The sequence below is a fragment of the Paenibacillus sp. J22P51 genome (assembly GCF_059692215.1).
Genome location: NZ_JCAUAZ010000007.1, coordinates 133447 through 152706, shown reverse-complemented (window position 1 = coordinate 152706; position 19260 = coordinate 133447). Strand labels below are relative to the sequence as shown.

Genomic DNA, 19260 nt, shown 5'->3' with positions numbered 1-19260 from the left:
CCTCATGCTACACAAACAACTGCTGTAGCTGCTGCAAGGATACGGCGACCTCTAATTGGTTAACTACTTTCTCATAACCTAGTTCATTGGGATGGATGGCATCCTCGGATAGAAATCGTGCCGCTTGACCCACAAACGCGTCGTAAACCTGCACGATTTGAATATGCGGCTGCTCTAATTTACGCAGAAATAAATTAAAGCGCTGTACCCAATAGGCAGCATCCGGAATCTGCGGTAATGGATTATATAAACCAATTAAGGCCATTAAATACGGGGTTTGCACACCTTGCCGCAGCTTTTCAATTTGCGCGATGAGTTTACGATAGTTGGACTCATACGTTTGTAACGCCGTTTTGAGCACCGTATTGTCGCCGTCATAAAAGAAAGGAATTGCCGCTTGAATGAGATCATTTCCGCCTGCCGTAATGGTGATAAGAGTCGCTTCTTGAATATCCTTCTGCAGCTGCGGATCAGACTCAATCGTCTCCAGCAATTGTGCGGTCGTAGCACCATTGGTGCCAGCATGACGCAAGGATACAGGTACATTCAGCAGACATTCCAACCTATGGCGATACAACGAAACGAAGCCTTGACCTTCCTCAGCACCATAACCAACGGTTAAAGAATCACCAAACGCCAAATATTGAATTCTTTTTTCCATCGCTATCCTCTCCCCTAAAGCATGACGTATATTACTATATGCGCCACCGCCCAGTTTGGGAAGGGATACCTACAGGGGATCATTCGTCGTTTTTTTTACGCTTTCAAGCTGATTGACATACGCTTCAATTTGCGCTTTTTCCGCATACGTGAATTGGAATTCACTATCACAGCCTTCATCGTGCAGAACAATTTGCACAATCTCACCAACGGTATTGCAAATAACAAGAATAGAAGGAGCGGATAGGCCTTCTGGAAGCTCTTCCCCTTCTGCCAATTCGATGCCTAAGAAAATGTCCCGCCATTGACCGCGGCTTTCCTCTTCAACAAAACATAAACTAAACCGGTGTTCCTCATGCTCTGCCCCATATTTCATCATGGTAGATCCCTCCACTTTCTCATGTACTCGAATGATCATGCTTGTAGCACTGCGACTTTGCATTGGTAGTTCTCGCTTCTTTATACTACAATGGACTTAAGAACCATTCAACAAAGGAGCTTACCATGCCCATGAAATCAACCATCTCTCAAACCATAGAAAGCAATGCCGCGCGATTTAAGGATATTTCCCGCTTTATCGGGGCAAACCCAGAGCTAGGGCATGAAGAATTCCTTGCTTTTGCTCGTCTAACCGAAGAGTTAGCCTATCATGACTTCACCATTGAACGCGGTGTTTTAGATATACCTACCGCTTTCATCGCGACGTACGACTCTGGCAAACCAGGTCCTGTTGTGGCGTTCATGGCTGAGTATGATGCACTCCCTGAGCTCGGTCATGCCTGCGGTCATCATCTTATCTGCATGATGAGTATAGGGGCTGCAATCGGCCTGAAAGCGGCCTTATCAGAAACTGGCGGCAGCATACGTGTCTATGGCACACCAGCCGAAGAAACTAAGGGCGCCAAAGTCCCTATGGCAGCGGCTGGGCTATTCCAAGATGTTGATATCGCACTTATGGCACACCCTTATTATGCCTATGAAAAATCAGGCGAATCGCTGGCGATGGATGCCATCGAATATGAGTTCTTCGGCCGCTCCGCGCATGCCGCGGCGCAACCATACGAAGGCATCAATGCGTTAGACGCAGTATTGCAGCTTTTCAATAGTATCAATGCGCTTCGACAGCAACTCAAGACCGATGCTCGTATTCACGGCATCATCAGCGAAGGCGGTAAAGCGCCCAACATCATTCCGGATTACGCAGTTGCCCGATTTTACGTTCGCTCGGCTACACGCACCTACACGAATGAGCTCGTACAAAAGGTTCTTCACTGCGCAGAAGGCGCTGCACTTCAAACTGGCTGCACGCTGAAAACATCGTTCTACGAGTATTCCTACGATGAACTCCGTACGAATGAAGCCTTATCGGGCGTGTTCACGGATCAATTATTTGCGCTAGGTATCGATCCGAAGGAAATCGAAATCGGCAAAGACCACGGTTCCCTGGATCTCGGCAATGTCTCGACGCAATGCCCAACCATTCACCCCTTCGTGAAAGTGGTAAATGAAAGACACTTGCTCCATACGAAGGAATTCCGTGATCTCGCCATGACCGAGCCAGCGCTAGACAGTATGCTCTTCACGGCTAAGGCGCTAGCCTACACCGCTTATGAAGTGCTTTCCAAACCAGCCTTGTTAGCTTCCATAAAAGAAGAATTCGCAGCTGCAAAATGACCGTTTTTCCGTTCTTCCAGTTGTACAAGGATGGTATAGAACATCGCCATACCAATCACACCGCTGAGTGCGATCATTGATGCCATAAGCCACGAAGACAGCATGCCGCCAAGGATAACACCCAGACCACCTAAGAACGTAGCTCCTCTATATACCATGCCATATAAGGCCATATAGGAGCTGCGTGCATGGTCGGGTGCCAGATTACCGAGGTAGGCTTGCTTAATCGGGACATACATCAGCTCCCCAACAGTTGCAATCAGCATCGAAAGCAAGAGTAATCCAGGTTGATTACTGTAAGCCAAATAGCTATAGCCGGCGATATAGCAGGCGTATCCGATAAAGAGAACTTTCCTATCAGGAAACCTACGCATCAGAACCCCCATAAAGACCGAGAGCACAACCACGAGAACGGTATTCTCCGTACGCATGAACCCTAGCATTTTGAAACCATCAATCCGCCAAGCATCCGTTATCCATGGAAGCAATAGCGTATCGACCATCTCTTTCCCCAACCGAACAGCCACATAGTTACCCAAATGAAACTCCACCGAAACAAGCAATAAGGAAGCGATTGTAAAAATCAGAAAAGTCTTATCTCGCAGAACCATGCGGTAATTGGACCAAATCGAAGGGCTTTTCTTTCTCGTTTTCTCGCCTTTCCCGATCATTTGCGGCCTATAATCATCCTGAATAAAGACATATGTAATGATACCGGTAATCAAACCGATCACAGACAAGGCAATAAACAATTCAAACAAATACGATTTAAATAAAAATGCACCCGCCATGCCCGCGATAGCGAAGGATAAATTATTCATCCAGTACATGATGGCATACATGAATTTACGTTCCTCTGGCGCCGTGACGTCCAGTAGCATGGCCTCATTCGCCGGCCCATGAATCCCCCAGAAAATGCTGACAACAATCATCAGAATGAATGTTATCCCCGCTGACTCAAACCAAGGCGAATTTGCTGCTGCCATTAGCAGGAAACAGAGCATCCAGCCGATTTCTGCGGCGAGCATGAGCTTCTTCCGACCAAATCGATCGGAGTAATACCCGCCGATGATTCCGGCAACGACGCCGGCCAAAATGCCCAGTATAACAACCAATCCGGCCAGCGTGTCCCCTAATTTTCCCGAAAAATAAATCGACATAAAAGGAAGCACCATATTATTGGCTGTGCCCGATAAGAAGGATAAGCCAATTCTTAATTTGACATTACGATGAAAATCTCGAAATCTCATGCAGTCTCCTCCCTCCATCTCAAAAACAATTGTATCGCAGCTCGCATTATTTACCTTCGTTCAATTAAATGCGATGAGAAACCATTAATGTTTCTCATTACTACGCAAGAACATCGCTACACCAACCAACAGCAGACAACCTGCCAACAGTTGCATTGTCGTAATCGTTTCACCAAGCAAGAAATAGGCTAAAATAGAAGCTCCCAGCGGCTCTCCCAGCACGGTCATTGAGACGGAAGATGCCTTCATATATTTCAGCAGCCAGTTAAAGACATAGTGACCAAATATCGTGGAGACAAAGGCTAACAGGAAGAAAATCCCCCATTCCGCAGGTGGATAGCCCGTGAACGATTCACCAGCGTATACATTTGTAACCGCAAGCGTCAGCCCCGCGAATAAAAAAACGAGAAAGCTGTACACATAAGCTGAAATGTGCTCGCGTAAGCTTTTGCCAAGCAACATATGCCAAGCAACAGCGATCGTTCCCACGAAAGACAATACATCCCCTTTAAGGGCTTCTCCAGAAAATTGAAAATCGCCCCATCCGATGCAAATGGCTCCCACAATCGCGATACACATCGCAATCAACGCGGTACGGCTAGTCCGAACACCATGCAGCAGGAAGGCTCCAACAAGCACAAAGATCGGCTCAAGGGTCAGAATTGCAGTCGAGCTCGCCACGGTTGTAAATCGAAGTGAATCCATCCAAAATAAAAAATGCAAACCAAGCGCGATACCAGACATTGCCGTGCGAAGCCAATCTCTCAGCTTGATTCTCTTAAACTCGTTGCGATAATTCCATAGAAATGGCAGCATTAAAACATTCGTCATAAATAGCCTGTACATGGCGATAACAGCAGCTGGAGCATCCGACCATTTCACAAAAATTGCAGAAAAAGAAATCGCAATAATGCCGATTAAAAGGAAGATCGGGATAGGTATTTTCGTTTTATTCATAGCGTTCATAATAAGTAACTCCTTAGATGAAAGTCTCCTTCTGATTGTCGTCAGATAAGTATATAGGAGGATGTTCAGCTTGCCAATCTTTTTTGACCGTTGATGAGAAAACCTCTATCGAGGCCATTCAAGGATGAGCGACCGCGTTTAGAGGAAGGTTTTATCGCCAAATCGAAAGTAATTTTCGGAATCCGAAAACTTATACTTTCTAGAAAAAACGAAAAACCCTTCGTTCCACCTACATCTCGTAGACAAAACGAAGGGCTGTATGTATGCGTTGCAGAATTAGTCCAATACCGCGGACATATGTTTGTTCGTCACAGACCAGTGCGATGTATTCCAGATGGATTCTTTATTTTTGAAATAAAGAATTTGCGGGGAAGCATGCTTGATTGCAAGGTCCTCGGCGATTTGATTCGAAACTGGACGTGACTCAATGACCTTCACCAAGTAATAATCAACAGCCTCGTTGTGTGTACCAGATAAATATTGTTCGTATTCATCAAGTGCGCTCGCGCTTACAGGACAAGTTGTACTGTGCTTCAGAACGACAGCAGGCTTTTCGGTGGAACGATCAAGCACTTCCTGCCATTCCGTTAACGTCGTTAGCTCTTTCCATGCAGACATGTTTCACATCTCCTTTTTCTACTCTCTCCTCGAAATTATAAAGTAACGACTTCGCTTATGCAACTTACCCTCTTTCCTCAACAGCAGTGATCACGACAAAAAAACCCTACGCGCCTAACTGGCAGCTTCGGGTTTCTGTTCACCTATGATCTCACATGTAAGAACTGACGGAATAAGAAGACTGCCTTCAGCTTCAATAGATCATTTACTTTTTTGAAATCAACTTGCAGAAGATCACTAATTTTCTCCAAACGATACGTAACCGTATTCCGATGTATGAATAATTGCTTAGCCGCCTCACTAACTTGGCCGTCGTTGCGAATAAACACTTCAAGTGTACGGATCATTTCTTGCGAGTATTCTGGATCTTTTTCTAATAGAGGGCGTAAGATCTTGGCACAATAATCCTCCATCATCGTAGAGGACAAATGTTGAAAGAGATGAGCGAATTCGATCGTTTCATAATGAAGCACGCGGTCTGGCAAACAGAGCTTCTCCGCCATCCGCCTCGTCTCGCCGCATTCCAAGTACGCTTCGCGAAGTGCTGTTGGCTTCACCTTCAAAGATGAGGTGTAGAACACCATGCCATCTTGATCGGATGTGTTGCCAGCGTCCCCTTGATATTTACTTAACAACTGAGATAGCTCCTCTTCTGGAAATCCATCCGCTTGTGTTGTGGAATAGATAGAGAACATGTGATCCTTCAATATGAAATGATGACCGCGCAGGTTGCTTGATTTCGAATGCGACTCCATATATTGCTTTAATTCTTTGAGCTTCTCATGCGCAGCTTCCGCGACTAACGACTCTTTCCTACTTTTCCCAATGACACAATGGTACGCTCCAGTGAAGATGAATAAGCCTCTGGCTTCCGCCTGCTCCAAAAACTCTTCAAGGGATGTTCCTTTATCCAAATACCGAATCAGGTTATTCTGCAAATCCCGCTCTGCTGAAGCCTCCACATGGGAACGGAACGTATAACTCATATGAAAGGTTAGGATATCTGCAGCTTGCTGGAATAAACCTTCCTCTACAGTTGCCAGCAGCACGACATCCGGAATGATTAATAGATGGCCAAGCGGTTCATCATCCTGTTGCTGTAAACCAACGCGATACGCGCGATCTTTCCCTGCGTACACCCAGCCTGATTTACGTTTTCTCGGCCAATTCTGAGCTAACTGCTCCGAACTCCACGTACTTGTATTATATAAAATTTGACCTCTTGCTCCGACGACCGCCATAGGATACCCTAGAATCTCACTAACGAGCTGAAACATCGATTGCATATTATCTTGCTTCAGGCCAAATTGCATCAGCTTCTTTTGCTTTTCAAGTACCGTTTGCAGCAATTCTGTATTCCGGCGATACTCCGCATTAAACAGTGCATTCATTTGATCTGAAAATGTAAATTGAAATGGCATTTCTATAATTGGAAAATGTAAGCGATTCGCTTCATCCATCACAATTTGCGGCAGCTCCGTCCAAAATCTCCCGAGCTTAATCCCTAGACCTGCGGCTCCGCGGTCATTTAATTTGCGCAGGAGGTTCACCGTTTCTTGCGGGCTGTCTTTCATCGCGAATGCCGTAGTGAACAGCATTTCACCTGATTTCGTCCAATCTGCAATATCAGGCGCGTCCATAACATTCACAGATTTAACGATTCGGGATTCCCCTTGTTTCCCGGCGACCAGTTTTGCTTCCGTTAAAGGATAAATCGCCAACGCTTCACGAATGGTAAGATGCATCGTGCTCCCCCCTATGCCTTTTAATCGATTATAGGATGACCTTATGTAATCAGTCAATGTATTTACGTCATAAAACATGACATTAGATGCGAAATTTTGAAATTTTCATGAAATATATCAATTTGATGTAATATTATATGACATCAAATATAGAAAAGAACCCTCACAACCACTTTCCTCGTGGTAATGAAGGCTCCTTATATCGAAGCTTTCGTCTAAATCACACGAAACGATCCTGTCCCCATCGTCCCCAGATTACCTTCACTGTCTTCAACACGACCTTGCGCCGTAATCATTTTACGTGATTGATGGACAAGCTCCGCTGTCACAAGCAGTCTTCCTGCATAAAGGGGAGACACAAAATGCACATTCAGATTGGTCGTAACAACCTTCTCCTCCGGCCGAGCTATCATAGCAATGATCCCCATAGCTGTATCCAATAATGAGGACGTCACGCCGCCATGAACCATCCCAATCGGATTCAAATGATGCGACTTTGCCTCCAAGGCAATCGTGATGATCCCGTCCTTCAAGCTAACGAATTCACAACCCAGATAGCCCCAGAAGGTGGACTCCGCTGCTGCTGCGAGCTGCTGCAATCTCTTTATGATACGATCATTTCCATCATCCATTGGACTCCCTCCTTCTCTGTAAGGGCTGCCCCTACGTATGATAGCAAAGCTCTTTACTGCTTCACTTCTTCCTCTAGTAATTGACGTCTTAGCACCTTTCCAATCATCGTCTTCGGAAGAGATTGCCTGAATTCAACCTTGCGAGGTACTTTATAAGCTGCCAATCGTTCTCTACACCAGACATCTAAATCTTTCTCCGTGAGTGACATACCTTCTCTTAGCACGATAAAAGCCTTCACGGTTTCCCCACGATATTCATCAGGAACGCCTGCGACAGCCGCTTCTAGAATCGCTGGATGCTCGTAAAGGACTTCTTCAACATCACGCGGATAAATATTAAAGCCACCTGCAATAATTAAATCCTTCTTCCGGTCCACGATGGAGAAAAAACCATCCTCATCCATGCGGCCCATATCCCCGGTATATAGCCAGCCATCCTTGATCGTCTTCGCCGTTTCTTGCTCGCGCTTCCAGTAGCCTTTCATAACTTGAGGACCTTTGATGATAATTTCGCCGATTTCGCCTATCGGCAGCTCCTCACCAGAATCTGAATCCACTACTTTCGTAACCGTATCCGGATATGGAACGCCGATCGACATGATTTTACGAAATCCCCAGATCGGATTCGCATGCGTAACAGGAGAAGCCTCTGTAAGCCCATACCCTTCAATTAATCTACCACCGGTTAAAGCTTCAAATCGCTCTTGAACCTCCAAAGGCAGTGGCGCTGAACCGCTTACACAAATTTTGATTGAGGAAATATCAACTTCCTTCACCCGTTTATGATTGATTAACGCTACATACATGGTAGGTGCACCTGGGAAAATCGTAGGCTTTAATTTATGAATCGTGTCCAAAATCATATCAATATCAAACTTTGGAATTAAGATGAGCATTCCCGCTCGATACATGGCTTGATTCAGTAGAACCGTTAACCCAAAGACATGGAAGCAAGGTATGGCGCCTAAGAAACGATCGCCGCCAGGTTCAACTTGATAGCACCAATGACTCGTCTGATACGTATTTGCGATTAAATTGGTGTGCGTCAGCATCACACCTTTGGATAGCCCCGTTGTTCCACCTGTGTATTGAAGCAATGCAATATCTTCATCAGCATTGACGTCTACACAAATCGGCGCAGCGGAAGCTGCTCGAAGTAATTTCTTGAAAGCATACACACCATCACCATAGGTTACATCCAGCTTGGCGCCATCTTTTTTCATTTTAATCGGATATAACAAATTCTTCGGAAACGGTAAATAATCCTTAATCGACGTCACGATGACATGGCGTACAAATGTCCTTGCTTTTGCCTTTTGTACACGATCAAAGAGCAGATCCAACGTCACAATTACCGTTGCTTCCGAATCAGAGAGCTGATGAATCAGCTCTCTCTCTACATAAAGCGGATTCGTCATAACGACAATTCCACCCATCATTAAGGTACCAAAATAAGCAATGATAGCCGAAGGACAATTCGGCAGCATGATCGATACCTTTTCCCCTGGACGTACCCCCAGATCTGTCAACACATGTGCAAATTGATAAGATGCATGAAGCAATTCACGATACGAAAGCTTTTTACCCAAGAAATACAAGGCAGACCGTTCGGGAAATTGATTTGCCGAATCAACCAACAACCGTGCTAGATTATGTTTCGGGTACTCGTAAGTCGGCGCCACTTCCGATGGATAATGACGCAACCAAGGCTTTTCCTCCCTCATACAAAATCATCCCCTTCAGGTTACTTACACCCTCGACTCATCCGATGAATTTCTCACCCTGAATTACACGTGCGGCGATGTCACGCTTCAACCCCACCGTATTGACACTGCTGCGTCTAGACAGCTTTTTGAGTATAGATAGTTGAGTCCGAAGCACATCTCCTTCTTCCATCGTACTGAGTGCTTCTTTCGCATATGCCTCAATTTTGTCAAAAGCTTCATGCACGAATACGGTAGTGACCTGAATCGCGTTTGTTGCCTTCGCTTCACCTTGCTTGTGAATCAGCTTTTGGGTCCGTAACAGCCCGCTCTCCGCTGCAAAGATTTGAATCATAATATCCGCTAGACAGCTCAGAACTTCCTGATTCTTCTCCAGCGCCATGCCGTATTTCTGAACAGCAAGCCCGCCTACCATGAGGAAAACTTTTTTCGCCATCGCCACCAGATGCGCTTCTTCCGCCAGCGTGCCTTCAAACGTTTGGCCTGGCATGTAAGCAAGTAATTCGCCTTGCAGCTCTTGCGCTTTTTGCAGCAAAGGCAGTTCACCCTTCATTGCTTTCTTTACCAGCGTACCGGGGATGAGCAAACGATTAATTTCATTCGTCCCTTCGAAAATACGATTAATCCGGGAGTCGCGATAAATACGCTCAACTTTATATTCTTGGATAAAGCCATAGCCACCATGAATTTGCAGTCCTTCGTCCGCAACAAAGTCCAAAACCTCAGAGGCAAATACTTTATTAATGGAGCACTCTAGCGCATATTCGGAAATACCTTTGGCAGAAATCTTGCCTGCGTCTGGACTAGTGTGATCCATATCCTTGAGAATCTGATCAAAAAGACCCGTCGTTCGGTACACCATACTTTCGAGAATGTAGGTTTGAATATTCATTTCCGCAAGTTTTTTACCAATTAATGGGAACTTGGAAATCGGTGTCTGGAATTGCTGACGGGTATTCGCATATTTCACAGCAAGCTCAATGGTTTCCTTGGAAGCGCCTAAGCAGCCAACAGCTAATTTATAACGTCCGATGTTCAAAATGTTAAAAGCAATAAGATGACCTTTCCCGATTTCTCCGAGCAGGTTTTCAACAGGAACTTTCACATCTTCGAAAAAGAGCGGTCGTGTTGAAGAGCCTTTAATCCCCATCTTCTTTTCTTCGGGTCCCATCGTAAAGCCAGGGTCGCCTTTTTCTACGATAAACGCTGTGAAATCCGTACCATTGATCTTGGCGTATACAATAAAAATATCTGCGAAACCAGCGTTAGTAATATAAAGCTTGGAGCCGTTTAAAATGTAGTGCTTCCCGTCATCCGAAAGTCGTGCAGTTGTTTTCGCACCCAGCGCATCCGATCCCGAAGTCGGTTCGGTTAAGCAATAGGCCGCAATCTTAGCCCCAGTCGCTAAAGCAGGTAAATATTTCTTCTTCTGCTCCTGTGTTCCGAAGAAAACAATGGGCAATGTTCCGATCCCGACATGCGCGCCAATCGATAAGGCAAAGGAGGAAGCACGCGCTAAATTTTCGCTGATGATCGTAGAGCTGACTTTATCCAAGCCAAGTCCGCCATACATTTCAGGTACATCTGCCCCAAGTAACCCAAGGTCACCGGCGCTGCGCATGAGTTTAACGGTCAAATCATAATCCAGCTTCTCTAGATGCTCATCATTCGGCAAAACTTCCCCATTTACATAGTCACGCGTTGTTTCGGCAATCATGCGATGCTCTTCCGTAAAATCCTCAGGTGTTACGATAGAATGAAAATCCAGATCCGATATGACAAAGCTTCCGCCAACGACTTTGTTCGTCATGAGTCAACTCTCCTTATGATTTGGGATGATGATTAAGAACAATTAAAACCGATAGGATGATTTCGCGACTATTCCGCAGCATGAACTTGAAAAACGCCTGCCGCCCCCATGCCGCCGCCGATACACATCGACACGACACCATATCCGCCGCCTCGGCGCTGCAGTTCATAAATTAAGCTCGTCGATAGCTTAGCGCCTGTGCAGCCAAGTGGATGACCCAAGGCAATCGCTCCGCCGTTTACATTGACTTTCTCTTCATCTATGCCAAGCTCGCGCACGATATGAACGCACTGCGAAGCAAAGGCTTCATTGATCTCAAAGAGATCGACTTGATCTTGGGAAATACCTGCCATCTGGAGCGCCTTCGGAATTGCTTTGACGGGGCCGACCCCCATGATTTCCGGCTCCACACCGGAAAGCGCGAAGGACAGGAACGTCGCCATCGGCTTCAGCCCGAGAGCTTCCGCGCGCTCGCGGCTCATCAGCACGGCTGCCGCTGCGCCGTCGGACGTTTGTGACGCGTTGCCCGCCGTCACCGACCCCCCCAAGCTGAACGCTGGCTTCAGCTTGCTTAAGGTTTCCACGGATGTATCGGGGCGAACGCCCTCATCCGTGGCAAACACGTACTCACGAACGTAGGCTCTGCCTCGTTCGTCTACACCCTTCACACTCGTGCTCACCGGCACGATTTCGTCCGTGAAGCGGCCCGCGGCGATGGCCGCCGCTGCCTTCTGATGGCTGCGCGTCGCGAAGCCATCCTGCGCTTCGCGCGAGATGCCGAAGCGCGTTGCGACGGCTTCGGCTGTATGCCCCATGCCCATGTACACCTCGGGCATGGTCTCGACCAGCCGCGGATGCGGCGAGAGCTTGAAGCCCGTCATCGGGACGTGGCTCATGCTCTCTACGCCTCCGGCGATGATCACCTCGGCGTGGCCGAGCATAATGCGCTCCGCCGCATAAGCGATGGCTTGCAAGCCGGAGGAACAGAAGCGATTGACCGTGATCGCCGGCACGGTCACGGGAAAGCCCGCATACAGCGACATCGTGCGGGCGAAATTCAGCCCTTGCTCGCCTTCGGGCATCGCGCACCCAATAATGATGTCCTCGACGTCCCCTTTGTCGAGCCCGGGTACGCGCCGTACCGCCTCTTCGAGTACGGCCTTGCCTAGATCTTCCGCGCGCGTTTGCGCGAAACTGCCCTTTTTCGCGCGCCCAACGGCGGTGCGTGTTATGGATACAATGACGGCTTCCTTCATCGAACTCACCTCATTCGGTATTGTTGGATAAAAATCCCATGCGTTTCCACGTGATTCCTGCTTTTTGCGGAACCTGGTTCCGCTATTTCAACGATTTCACCTGATTTCCACAAGTTGCGGAACGTCGTTCCGCTATTTGCTTTGAAATCACGGCTATTCCCTTGTTTTGGTGAAATTAGCGTCCTCTCGTTCCGTAACTCCCCGAAAACTGCCAATTTCGCGTAAATAAGTGATCTACGTTCCGTATCTACTCGCCTTGAACTTGCCAGCTGAAGCCTCAGAGCCCCTAATTCCTCAATGCCTTGCCCTTCGAGAGCATATACTGCATCCGTTGCTGCGTTTTCAACTCACCACATAGACTCAAGAAGGCTTCGCGCTCCAAATCCAGCATATATTGCTCCGACACTAACGTCCCAGCAGGTACATTGCCTCCAGCCAACACATGTGCGAGCTTATTCGCAATCAACTGGTCATGCGCACTGATATACCCGCCCTTAAGCATCGAATACGCACCGACCTGCATAACCGCCTTTCCGTTCTCGCCTACGACACGGATTTTCTCTTGCGCTGGCGGTGTATAGCCAGCCGCATCCATCCGAAGCACCGCTTGCTTCGCTTCATAAATCCGGTGATCCGGATTGACCACAACGGAATCTTGCGCTCGCATATAGCCGAGACGTTTCGTGTCATGGCCGCTCGTGGAGACCTTCGCCATGGCCACCGTCTCAAATGCTGCATTGATCCACGGCTGCAGATCGACTTCGGGGTCCTTCACTTGCTGACTGGCCAGCAATGCCAGCTCCTTACAGCCTCCACCCGCAGGGATGAGACCAACGCCCGTCTCAACGAGTCCATAATACGTTTCGGCCGAGAATATCGTCTGATCCGCAGGCATACACGCCTCCACGCCTCCGCCGAGCGTCATTTTATGAGGAGCAGCGACAACCGGTTTATCCAGTCTTTTCAGCTTCAGCATCGCGTTCTGGAACAATCGAATGATACCATCCACTTCATCCCACTCGCCGTCCTGCGCTTCCATTAACAGCAGCATCAGATTGGCGCCAACGCAGAAGTTCTTCCCTTCATTGGCTACGACCAGCCCGCGATAGTTGCTGCGCACCTCATCGACGCTTTGCTGAATCATCGTAAGAATATCCGCGCCAATGGCGTTGTTTGGTGAATTGAACTCTAAGCATGCCACGCCGTCGCCAATATCAATTAAACTTGCACCGCTGTTCGAGCGGATGACTTTGTTTTGCTGTTTGAGCGCCGCTAGCGAGATAATCTCTGGTCTTGACTCCACCTCGAGAAGCTCCTGATTCAATATGGCAAAGGTTCGCCCTTCCATGCGCTCATAAAAGCTGTCATGGCCGGCTGCAATCCACGCTTTTACCCATTCAGGCACTGTACTACCTTCAGCCTCCATGCGTTCCACAGATCGTTTCAGTCCAATCGCATCCCACGTCTCAAAAGGTCCTAAATCCCAGTTAAAGCCCCATTTGAGCGCATTATCGATATCCACAATGTTGTCTGCGATTTCATCTCGTTTTTCAGCCGCATACAGCAAAACAGGCTTCAAAATGTTCCACGCCAGCTCCGAGTACCGATCCTTAGCACCTAACAAAGCTTTAATCTTAGCGACCGTCCCCTTTGCTTGTTTCGAAGCTTCTAAGGAAGCCGAGCTGATTTTACGACTTGCCGAGTACTCCATTGTCTCTAAATTCAATGCTTGAATTTCCTTGCTTTCAGCCGTTTTCACTTTCTTATAAAAGCCTTGGCCCTGCTTCTCGCCAATCCAGCCTTTGGCTACCATCTGTTTCAAAATATCAGGCGTATCGAAGACATCCTTCTCAACTGGATCCGTCACAAGATCAAACACATTGTTCGCCACATGTACAAATGTATCTAGCCCAACGAGATCCAGTGTACGGAATGTTGCACTTTTCGGCCGCCCCATGGCAGGCCCTGTAACTGCATCTACCTCTTCAACCGTATAGCCTTTGGTCAGCATTTCTCGCAGAGTAATCAGCAAACCGTAAGTACCAATTCGATTACTTATAAAATTAGGCGTATCTTTCGCTTGCACAACGCCTTTCCCAAGCTTTTTCTCACAAAAATCACTCATGAAAGTTATGATTGCTGGGTCCGTCTGCTCATTTGGAATGATTTCCAATAATTTCATATAACGCGGGGGATTAAAGAAATGAGTCCCCAGGAAATGTTTCTTGAATTCGGGTCCTGCATTTGCGACCATTGCATTTATAGAAATCCCTGACGTATTTGACGAAACGATCGTACCCGGCTTCCACACCTTTTCGATCCGAGCGATAAGCGCTTGTTTGGCCTGCAAATTTTCGATAATGACTTCGACAATCCAATCCACTTGGCTTAGCTTCGCCCAATCGTCTTCGATATTCCCTGGTGTGATGCGGGAGGCAAAAGCTTCACTATACAAAGGTGCAGGGTTTGTTTTCGCAAGCTTCTCCATAGCACCTACAGCAAAACGATTCCGCACTTTAGGATGATCAAGCGTCAGACCTACTGCTTCCTCTTGTGGCGTTAGCTGCTCTGGCACTCGATCGAGTAGCAAGACGGGAATACCTACATTGGCTAAATGTGCAGCAATCCCGGAACCCATTACTCCCGAGCCGATTACCGCTGCCGTACGAATAGTTGTCATGAGATCATCTCCTTAAAGTTTTCGATAGAAAACTAACTTCGTAAGCATTACTTAAGTTTTTCGCAGTTCACTATACCCTTTTCTCATTAAGTCCAAATACCGATTGTGCCAGTATTTCCGCGATATCTCGCGCTTTGACCTGTTCCTCTACTTCTTTCAGCTTCGTGCCATCCTCCACCATCGTCAAACAATATGGACACGCCGAGGAGATCACCGTTGGCTTGACACTCAGAAGCTGCTCCGTCCGCGCTACATTCACTCGGGTACCGGCTGTTTCCTCCATCCACATCATGCCTCCGCCTGCTCCACAGCACATGCTGTTCTCACGGGAACGCGCTTGTTCCACAAGTTCCACACCTGGAATCGCCCGTAACACATTACGGGGCTCCTCATACACCTCGTTATAGCGACCTAAGTAACACGAATCGTGATACGTAATACGCTCATTGACCTCATATTGCGGAGTCAAGCGACCCTCTTTTACCCACAAATCCAACAATTCTGTATGATGAAATACCTCGGCCGTTAAGCCAAATTCGGGATACTCATTTTTGAACGTGTGGTACGTATGCGGGCATGTCGTGACGATTTTCTTGACCTTGTACTTTTGAAAAGTAGCAATATTATCCGTACACAGCTGCTGGAACAGGAATTCATTCCCCATTCGACGCGGTGTGTCACCGGAATTTTTCTCCTCATTTCCTAAAATGGCAAAAGAGATACCAGCCTCCTTCATTAGTTTCACGAATGCATGTGTAATTTTGCGACTGCGATTATCGTAAGCTCCCATCGATCCTAAGAAGAACAGGTACTCAAATGTTGGATTTTCCTTGACAGTTCGCACCTCAAGAGCATCTTCAGGGTCTACCTCTTTGACCCATTTCACACGATCATTGCGCGAGATTCCCCAAGGATTCCCTTGTCTCTCAATGTTCTGGAGCGCGCGTTGACCGTCATGCGGCATACTGCCTTGTGTCAGCACCAAATGCCTGCGCATATCAATGATTTTATCCACATGCTCATTTGCGACTGGACATTGATCCTCACAGTTCCTACAGGTTGTACAAGCCCACAGCTCCTCTTCCGTGATAACGCCGCCAATAAGCTCAACTTCCAACGCGTTCCCCGTCGATTCTGGTGCAAACACCATGGCTGGTACCCAAGGCGACTTCGAGGTAATGGCTGCGCCCTTCTCCGTCAAATGATCGCGTAACTTCGTAATGAGATGCATCGGTGACAGCAGCTTGCCTGTCGTATTAGCGGGACACACGCTCGTACATCGGCCGCACTCTACACAGGAGTAGAAATCAAGCATCTGCTTTTGCGTAAAATCCTCAATCTTGCCTACACCGAATTCCTCCGCATCTTCATCCTCCAAGTTCAAGGATGCGAGCTTGCCTGTCGGCTCCGTCCGTCGAAGTAAAATGTTGATCGGAGCGGTAATAATGTGAAAATGCTTGGACTGCGGCACATAAATGAGGAAAGATAACAATATCAGCAGATGCATCCACCAGCCTGCATAGAAGAGGGCTGTTGCCGCTGAAGTTGACATCCCATCGAATAATGCCGCCCATATCGATGTCAGTGGAGCGAAGCCTGAAGCAGGGAGCCCCTCGCGCACTCGTTCAAATCCACCGCTAACGACGACTGACAACATCAGGAACATAATAAAAAACACAACAATACTTGGCTTCCAGCCTCGTTTAAGGCGTTTAAGCTTCTCGATGTAGCGTCGATAGGTCGCGTAGCCCATGGCCAGCACAATCAACCCAACCGTCACTTCCTGCATGAGAGTGAAGTACTCATAACCAGGAATAGGTAACCCTCGGTCAATTAATCCTTTTAAAATTAGGTCGAGCGCGCCTAGCTGTAGAATTATGAAGCCATAAAAGATCACGATATGCATAATGCCGCTCTTTTTATCCTTCAATAACTTCGTCTGGCCAAATACTTGAACCGCAAACCCCTTGAGTCTCAGCTTCGCTTCCTTCTTCAAATCCACCGATTTCCCCAATTGGATATATAAATATCGGTGATACACAACCCGGCCGAACCCATAGAGCGCCAAGCCCGTAACCGCCAGAAAAAGGAGAAACTGAATCAGTGTACCGGTCATGGAGGACCCTCCCTTATTTAATTAGTTAGCATGCTTTGGCAGCTGGCAGTCTGAGTAGCATTCCGCATGGCAAATCCCCTGCAGCCGTTTTACATCATCCCATTATCAGCAGACACGAAACGTTATTCCCTTTCAACGATGCAATTACGAGACCGCGTTCACTTCAACACCATGGATACGGAACGTCATTCCTATCAACACCGCAAAATCAGATCACCGTTCACTTCAACACCTTAGATACGGAACCTCATTCCCTTATTTGACTAAATTAGTATCGAACCTCAAAGTTACGGAACCTGGGTCCGCTATTTGGCTCAAATATCTCCGATTTGGCAACTTTTCCGTTAAATAGCGGAATGTCGTTCCGTAACGAGAGGTTTTTGTTCATTTTCCTGGAAATAGCGGAACCTCGTTCCGTATCTCCACCATCTTCATAATCTCTACGAGCTCCACATTTTTGTTAACGCTTACATTCATGAATCACAAAAAAGCAAATTTCATTAGTCCCTTTTTTTAAAATAAGAGTAGAAACATGCTTCATTGTGAAGAGTAAGCCGACAAACCTCCCTACTTGCTGTTTAAGCGGAATAAGTCGTTGACAAGGCGTACTGCGTATTTTATGATGAAATTACGAAAATGAATGAGTATTCATTCACCAATATCTGTATTCTAACACCGAGGTGATCTCCTTGACAAGTGGCAAAAAACCAGACAAATATTATGCGATTCTCGAAGGCGCGATGAAGGTATTTGCGGAAAACGGGTTCCATAAATCCCAAGTTTCTCGTATTGCCAAAGAAGCCGGCGTCGCGGATGGCACCATTTATCTCTACTTCAAGAAGAAGGAGGATATCTTAACTTGTCTTTTTCAAGAGAAATTAGGCGAGCTCGTTGAGAAATTCAACCTTGCCGTCCGTGAAAGCACGAGCGCGAAGGATGCTTTGCGCAAAATCTGTGAGATTCATTTTAGCGAGCTGGAAAATAACATTCATATGGCCTACCTCACGCAAATTGAGCTTCGTCAAAGTGATTTGGAGCTTCGTAAAGAGATTGGTCTTGCCCTTAAGAGATATATTATCCTCATCGAAAATATATTAGAAAAAGGAAAGCACGATGGAAGCTTCCGTTCCAATCTGGATGTGAAGCTGGTGAGACTTCTTATTTTTGGAGGCATGGATGAAGTCGTGACCTCTTGGCTGATTTCCGGCCAGAAATATTCATTAACCGCTCAGGTTGGTCCTACGCTTGATTTTTTCTTGAGAGGCATTGAGTCATGAATATGGCTTCAAAAATCACCATTTAAAGTTCTTATTTCATGTATATTCAGGAAGGAGCTTGGACATGGACATTTTTGTATTATTGAAGCAAACGTTTGATACGGAGGAGAAAATCGTCTTACAGAATGGCGTCGTTCAAGAGGATGGCGTGAAATTCGTCATTAATCCATACGACGAGTATGCGGTTGAGCAAGCCATTCAACTGCGTGACGAGCATGGAGGTAAAGTGACTCTCCTCTCTATAGGGCCCGATCGTACTGCTGAAGCACTTCGAACTGCACTTGCCATGGGAGCAGATGAAGCTGTATTGATCACAGATGACCGGATTTTAGGAGATGAGTTCGAAATTGCTGAAATATTAGCAGCGTATTTACGAGATCAATCTGTCGACTTATTACTTGGTGGTAATTTCTCTGTTGATAACGGCGCGGGTCAAGTTGCTATTCGTCTAGCTGCTTTACTTGGATTACCGCATGTTGCTTCGATTACAAAGCTGGACATTACAGGTGACAAAGCGGTTGTTCATCGCGACGCCGAAGGGGATATTGAAGTGATTGAGGTTCCCCTCCCTGCACTTTTCACAGCTCAACAAGGCTTAAATGAACCTAGATATCCATCTCTTCCCGGTATTATGAAGGCGAAGAAAAAACCATTTCAACACTTAAATCTCGATGATATTCCTGGCGCTGATGCCATTCTTTCCAAAACAACACGCCTAGCCCTTTCCTTGCCGCCAGAGCGCAAATCGGGCCGCATTCTCAAAGGCGAGCTTGCCCACCAAGTGACCGAACTCGTTCAAGCACTGCGTAATGAATCCAAAGTGATCTAACTTTACCCACAAAGTGATTAGGG

Annotated in this window: 15 protein-coding genes; 3 read left to right on the top strand and 12 right to left on the bottom strand. The window is 46.9% G+C overall.

The window, feature by feature from the left end; genetic code table 11:
• Positions 1-7: 7 nt before the first annotated feature.
• Together AC58QC_RS16885 and AC58QC_RS16880 are read right to left on the bottom strand one after the other, a co-directional pair.
• Positions 8-661 carry a GDSL-type esterase/lipase family protein gene (locus AC58QC_RS16885; protein WP_497416291.1) on the bottom strand — a complete coding sequence of 218 codons (654 nt, stop codon included), beginning with the start codon at positions 659-661 and terminating at the stop codon, positions 8-10.
• Between the two features lie 69 nt (positions 662-730).
• Entirely contained in the window at positions 731-1039 is a 309-nt protein-coding gene (locus tag AC58QC_RS16880; protein WP_497416290.1) for a hypothetical protein, read from the bottom strand.
• A gap of 125 nt (positions 1040-1164) precedes the next feature.
• On the opposite strand from AC58QC_RS16880, the gene AC58QC_RS16875 reads away from it, so the two are divergent.
• Positions 1165-2334 carry a M20 family metallopeptidase gene (locus tag AC58QC_RS16875; protein WP_497416289.1) on the top strand — a complete coding sequence of 390 codons (1170 nt, stop codon included), beginning with the start codon at positions 1165-1167 and terminating at the stop codon, positions 2332-2334.
• On the opposite strand, the gene AC58QC_RS16870 is transcribed toward AC58QC_RS16875, so the two are convergent.
• The 10 genes from AC58QC_RS16870 to AC58QC_RS16825 form a co-directional block, all read right to left on the bottom strand.
• Positions 2268-3584, bottom strand: coding sequence for an MDR family MFS transporter (locus AC58QC_RS16870; protein WP_497416288.1), 1317 nt, complete (start codon positions 3582-3584; stop codon positions 2268-2270). The genes AC58QC_RS16875 and AC58QC_RS16870 overlap by 67 nt on opposite strands.
• 84 nt (positions 3585-3668) lie before the next feature.
• Positions 3669-4550, bottom strand: coding sequence for a DMT family transporter (locus AC58QC_RS16865; RefSeq protein ID WP_497416287.1), 882 nt, complete (start codon positions 4548-4550; stop codon positions 3669-3671).
• Between the two features lie 276 nt (positions 4551-4826).
• Positions 4827-5168 (bottom strand): bacillithiol system redox-active protein YtxJ, encoded by a 342-nt coding sequence (gene ytxJ / locus AC58QC_RS16860; RefSeq protein WP_497416286.1) that lies wholly within the window; start codon positions 5166-5168, stop codon positions 4827-4829.
• 143 nt (positions 5169-5311) lie between these two features.
• The gene (locus tag AC58QC_RS16855; protein WP_497416285.1) at positions 5312-6913 is read right to left on the bottom strand and encodes a PucR family transcriptional regulator; all 1602 of its coding nucleotides are present in this window, start codon (positions 6911-6913) and stop codon (positions 5312-5314) included.
• A gap of 215 nt (positions 6914-7128) precedes the next feature.
• A complete protein-coding gene (locus tag AC58QC_RS16850; protein WP_497416284.1) occupies positions 7129-7545 on the bottom strand; it encodes a PaaI family thioesterase in 417 nt (138 codons plus the stop codon).
• Positions 7546-7598: 53 nt separating this feature from the next.
• On the bottom strand, positions 7599-9269 hold the full coding sequence (locus tag AC58QC_RS16845) for a long-chain-fatty-acid--CoA ligase (protein WP_497416283.1): 1671 nt from the start codon (positions 9267-9269) through the stop codon (positions 7599-7601).
• A gap of 37 nt (positions 9270-9306) precedes the next feature.
• A complete protein-coding gene (locus AC58QC_RS16840) occupies positions 9307-11079 on the bottom strand; it encodes an acyl-CoA dehydrogenase FadE (protein ID WP_497416282.1) in 1773 nt (590 codons plus the stop codon).
• Between the two features lie 68 nt (positions 11080-11147).
• Entirely contained in the window at positions 11148-12335 is a 1188-nt protein-coding gene (locus AC58QC_RS16835) for an acetyl-CoA C-acyltransferase (RefSeq protein WP_497416281.1), read from the bottom strand.
• 286 nt (positions 12336-12621) lie between these two features.
• Entirely contained in the window at positions 12622-15015 is a 2394-nt protein-coding gene (locus tag AC58QC_RS16830; RefSeq protein WP_497416280.1) for a 3-hydroxyacyl-CoA dehydrogenase/enoyl-CoA hydratase family protein, read from the bottom strand.
• Between the two features lie 70 nt (positions 15016-15085).
• Positions 15086-17131 carry a (Fe-S)-binding protein gene (locus AC58QC_RS16825; RefSeq protein WP_497416279.1) on the bottom strand — a complete coding sequence of 682 codons (2046 nt, stop codon included), beginning with the start codon at positions 17129-17131 and terminating at the stop codon, positions 15086-15088.
• A 689-nt stretch (positions 17132-17820) separates the two neighbouring features.
• On the opposite strand from AC58QC_RS16825, the gene fadR reads away from it, so the two are divergent.
• Together fadR and AC58QC_RS16815 are read left to right on the top strand one after the other, a co-directional pair.
• On the top strand, positions 17821-18408 hold the full coding sequence (fadR, locus tag AC58QC_RS16820) for a fatty acid metabolism transcriptional regulator FadR (protein WP_497416278.1): 588 nt from the start codon (positions 17821-17823) through the stop codon (positions 18406-18408).
• A gap of 64 nt (positions 18409-18472) precedes the next feature.
• A complete protein-coding gene (locus AC58QC_RS16815) occupies positions 18473-19237 on the top strand; it encodes an electron transfer flavoprotein subunit beta/FixA family protein (RefSeq protein WP_497416277.1) in 765 nt (254 codons plus the stop codon).
• The last annotated feature ends 23 nt before the right edge of the window (positions 19238-19260 follow it).

Coding starts and splice junctions, on each gene's coding strand:
- AC58QC_RS16885 (WP_497416291.1), bottom strand. CDS start 661: ATGGAAAAAAGAATTCAATATTTGGCGTTTGGTGATTCTTTAACCGTT.
- AC58QC_RS16880 (WP_497416290.1), bottom strand. CDS start 1,039: ATGATGAAATATGGGGCAGAGCATGAGGAACACCGGTTTAGTTTATGT.
- AC58QC_RS16875 (WP_497416289.1), top strand. CDS start 1,165: ATGCCCATGAAATCAACCATCTCTCAAACCATAGAAAGCAATGCCGCG.
- AC58QC_RS16870 (WP_497416288.1), bottom strand. CDS start 3,584: ATGAGATTTCGAGATTTTCATCGTAATGTCAAATTAAGAATTGGCTTA.
- AC58QC_RS16865 (WP_497416287.1), bottom strand. CDS start 4,550: ATGAACGCTATGAATAAAACGAAAATACCTATCCCGATCTTCCTTTTA.
- ytxJ (WP_497416286.1), bottom strand. CDS start 5,168: ATGTCTGCATGGAAAGAGCTAACGACGTTAACGGAATGGCAGGAAGTG.
- AC58QC_RS16855 (WP_497416285.1), bottom strand. CDS start 6,913: ATGCATCTTACCATTCGTGAAGCGTTGGCGATTTATCCTTTAACGGAA.
- AC58QC_RS16850 (WP_497416284.1), bottom strand. CDS start 7,545: ATGGATGATGGAAATGATCGTATCATAAAGAGATTGCAGCAGCTCGCA.
- AC58QC_RS16845 (WP_497416283.1), bottom strand. CDS start 9,269: ATGAGGGAGGAAAAGCCTTGGTTGCGTCATTATCCATCGGAAGTGGCG.
- AC58QC_RS16840 (WP_497416282.1), bottom strand. CDS start 11,079: ATGACGAACAAAGTCGTTGGCGGAAGCTTTGTCATATCGGATCTGGAT.
- AC58QC_RS16835 (WP_497416281.1), bottom strand. CDS start 12,335: ATGAAGGAAGCCGTCATTGTATCCATAACACGCACCGCCGTTGGGCGC.
- AC58QC_RS16830 (WP_497416280.1), bottom strand. CDS start 15,015: ATGACAACTATTCGTACGGCAGCGGTAATCGGCTCGGGAGTAATGGGT.
- AC58QC_RS16825 (WP_497416279.1), bottom strand. CDS start 17,131: ATGACCGGTACACTGATTCAGTTTCTCCTTTTTCTGGCGGTTACGGGC.
- AC58QC_RS16815 (WP_497416277.1), top strand. CDS start 18,473: ATGGACATTTTTGTATTATTGAAGCAAACGTTTGATACGGAGGAGAAA.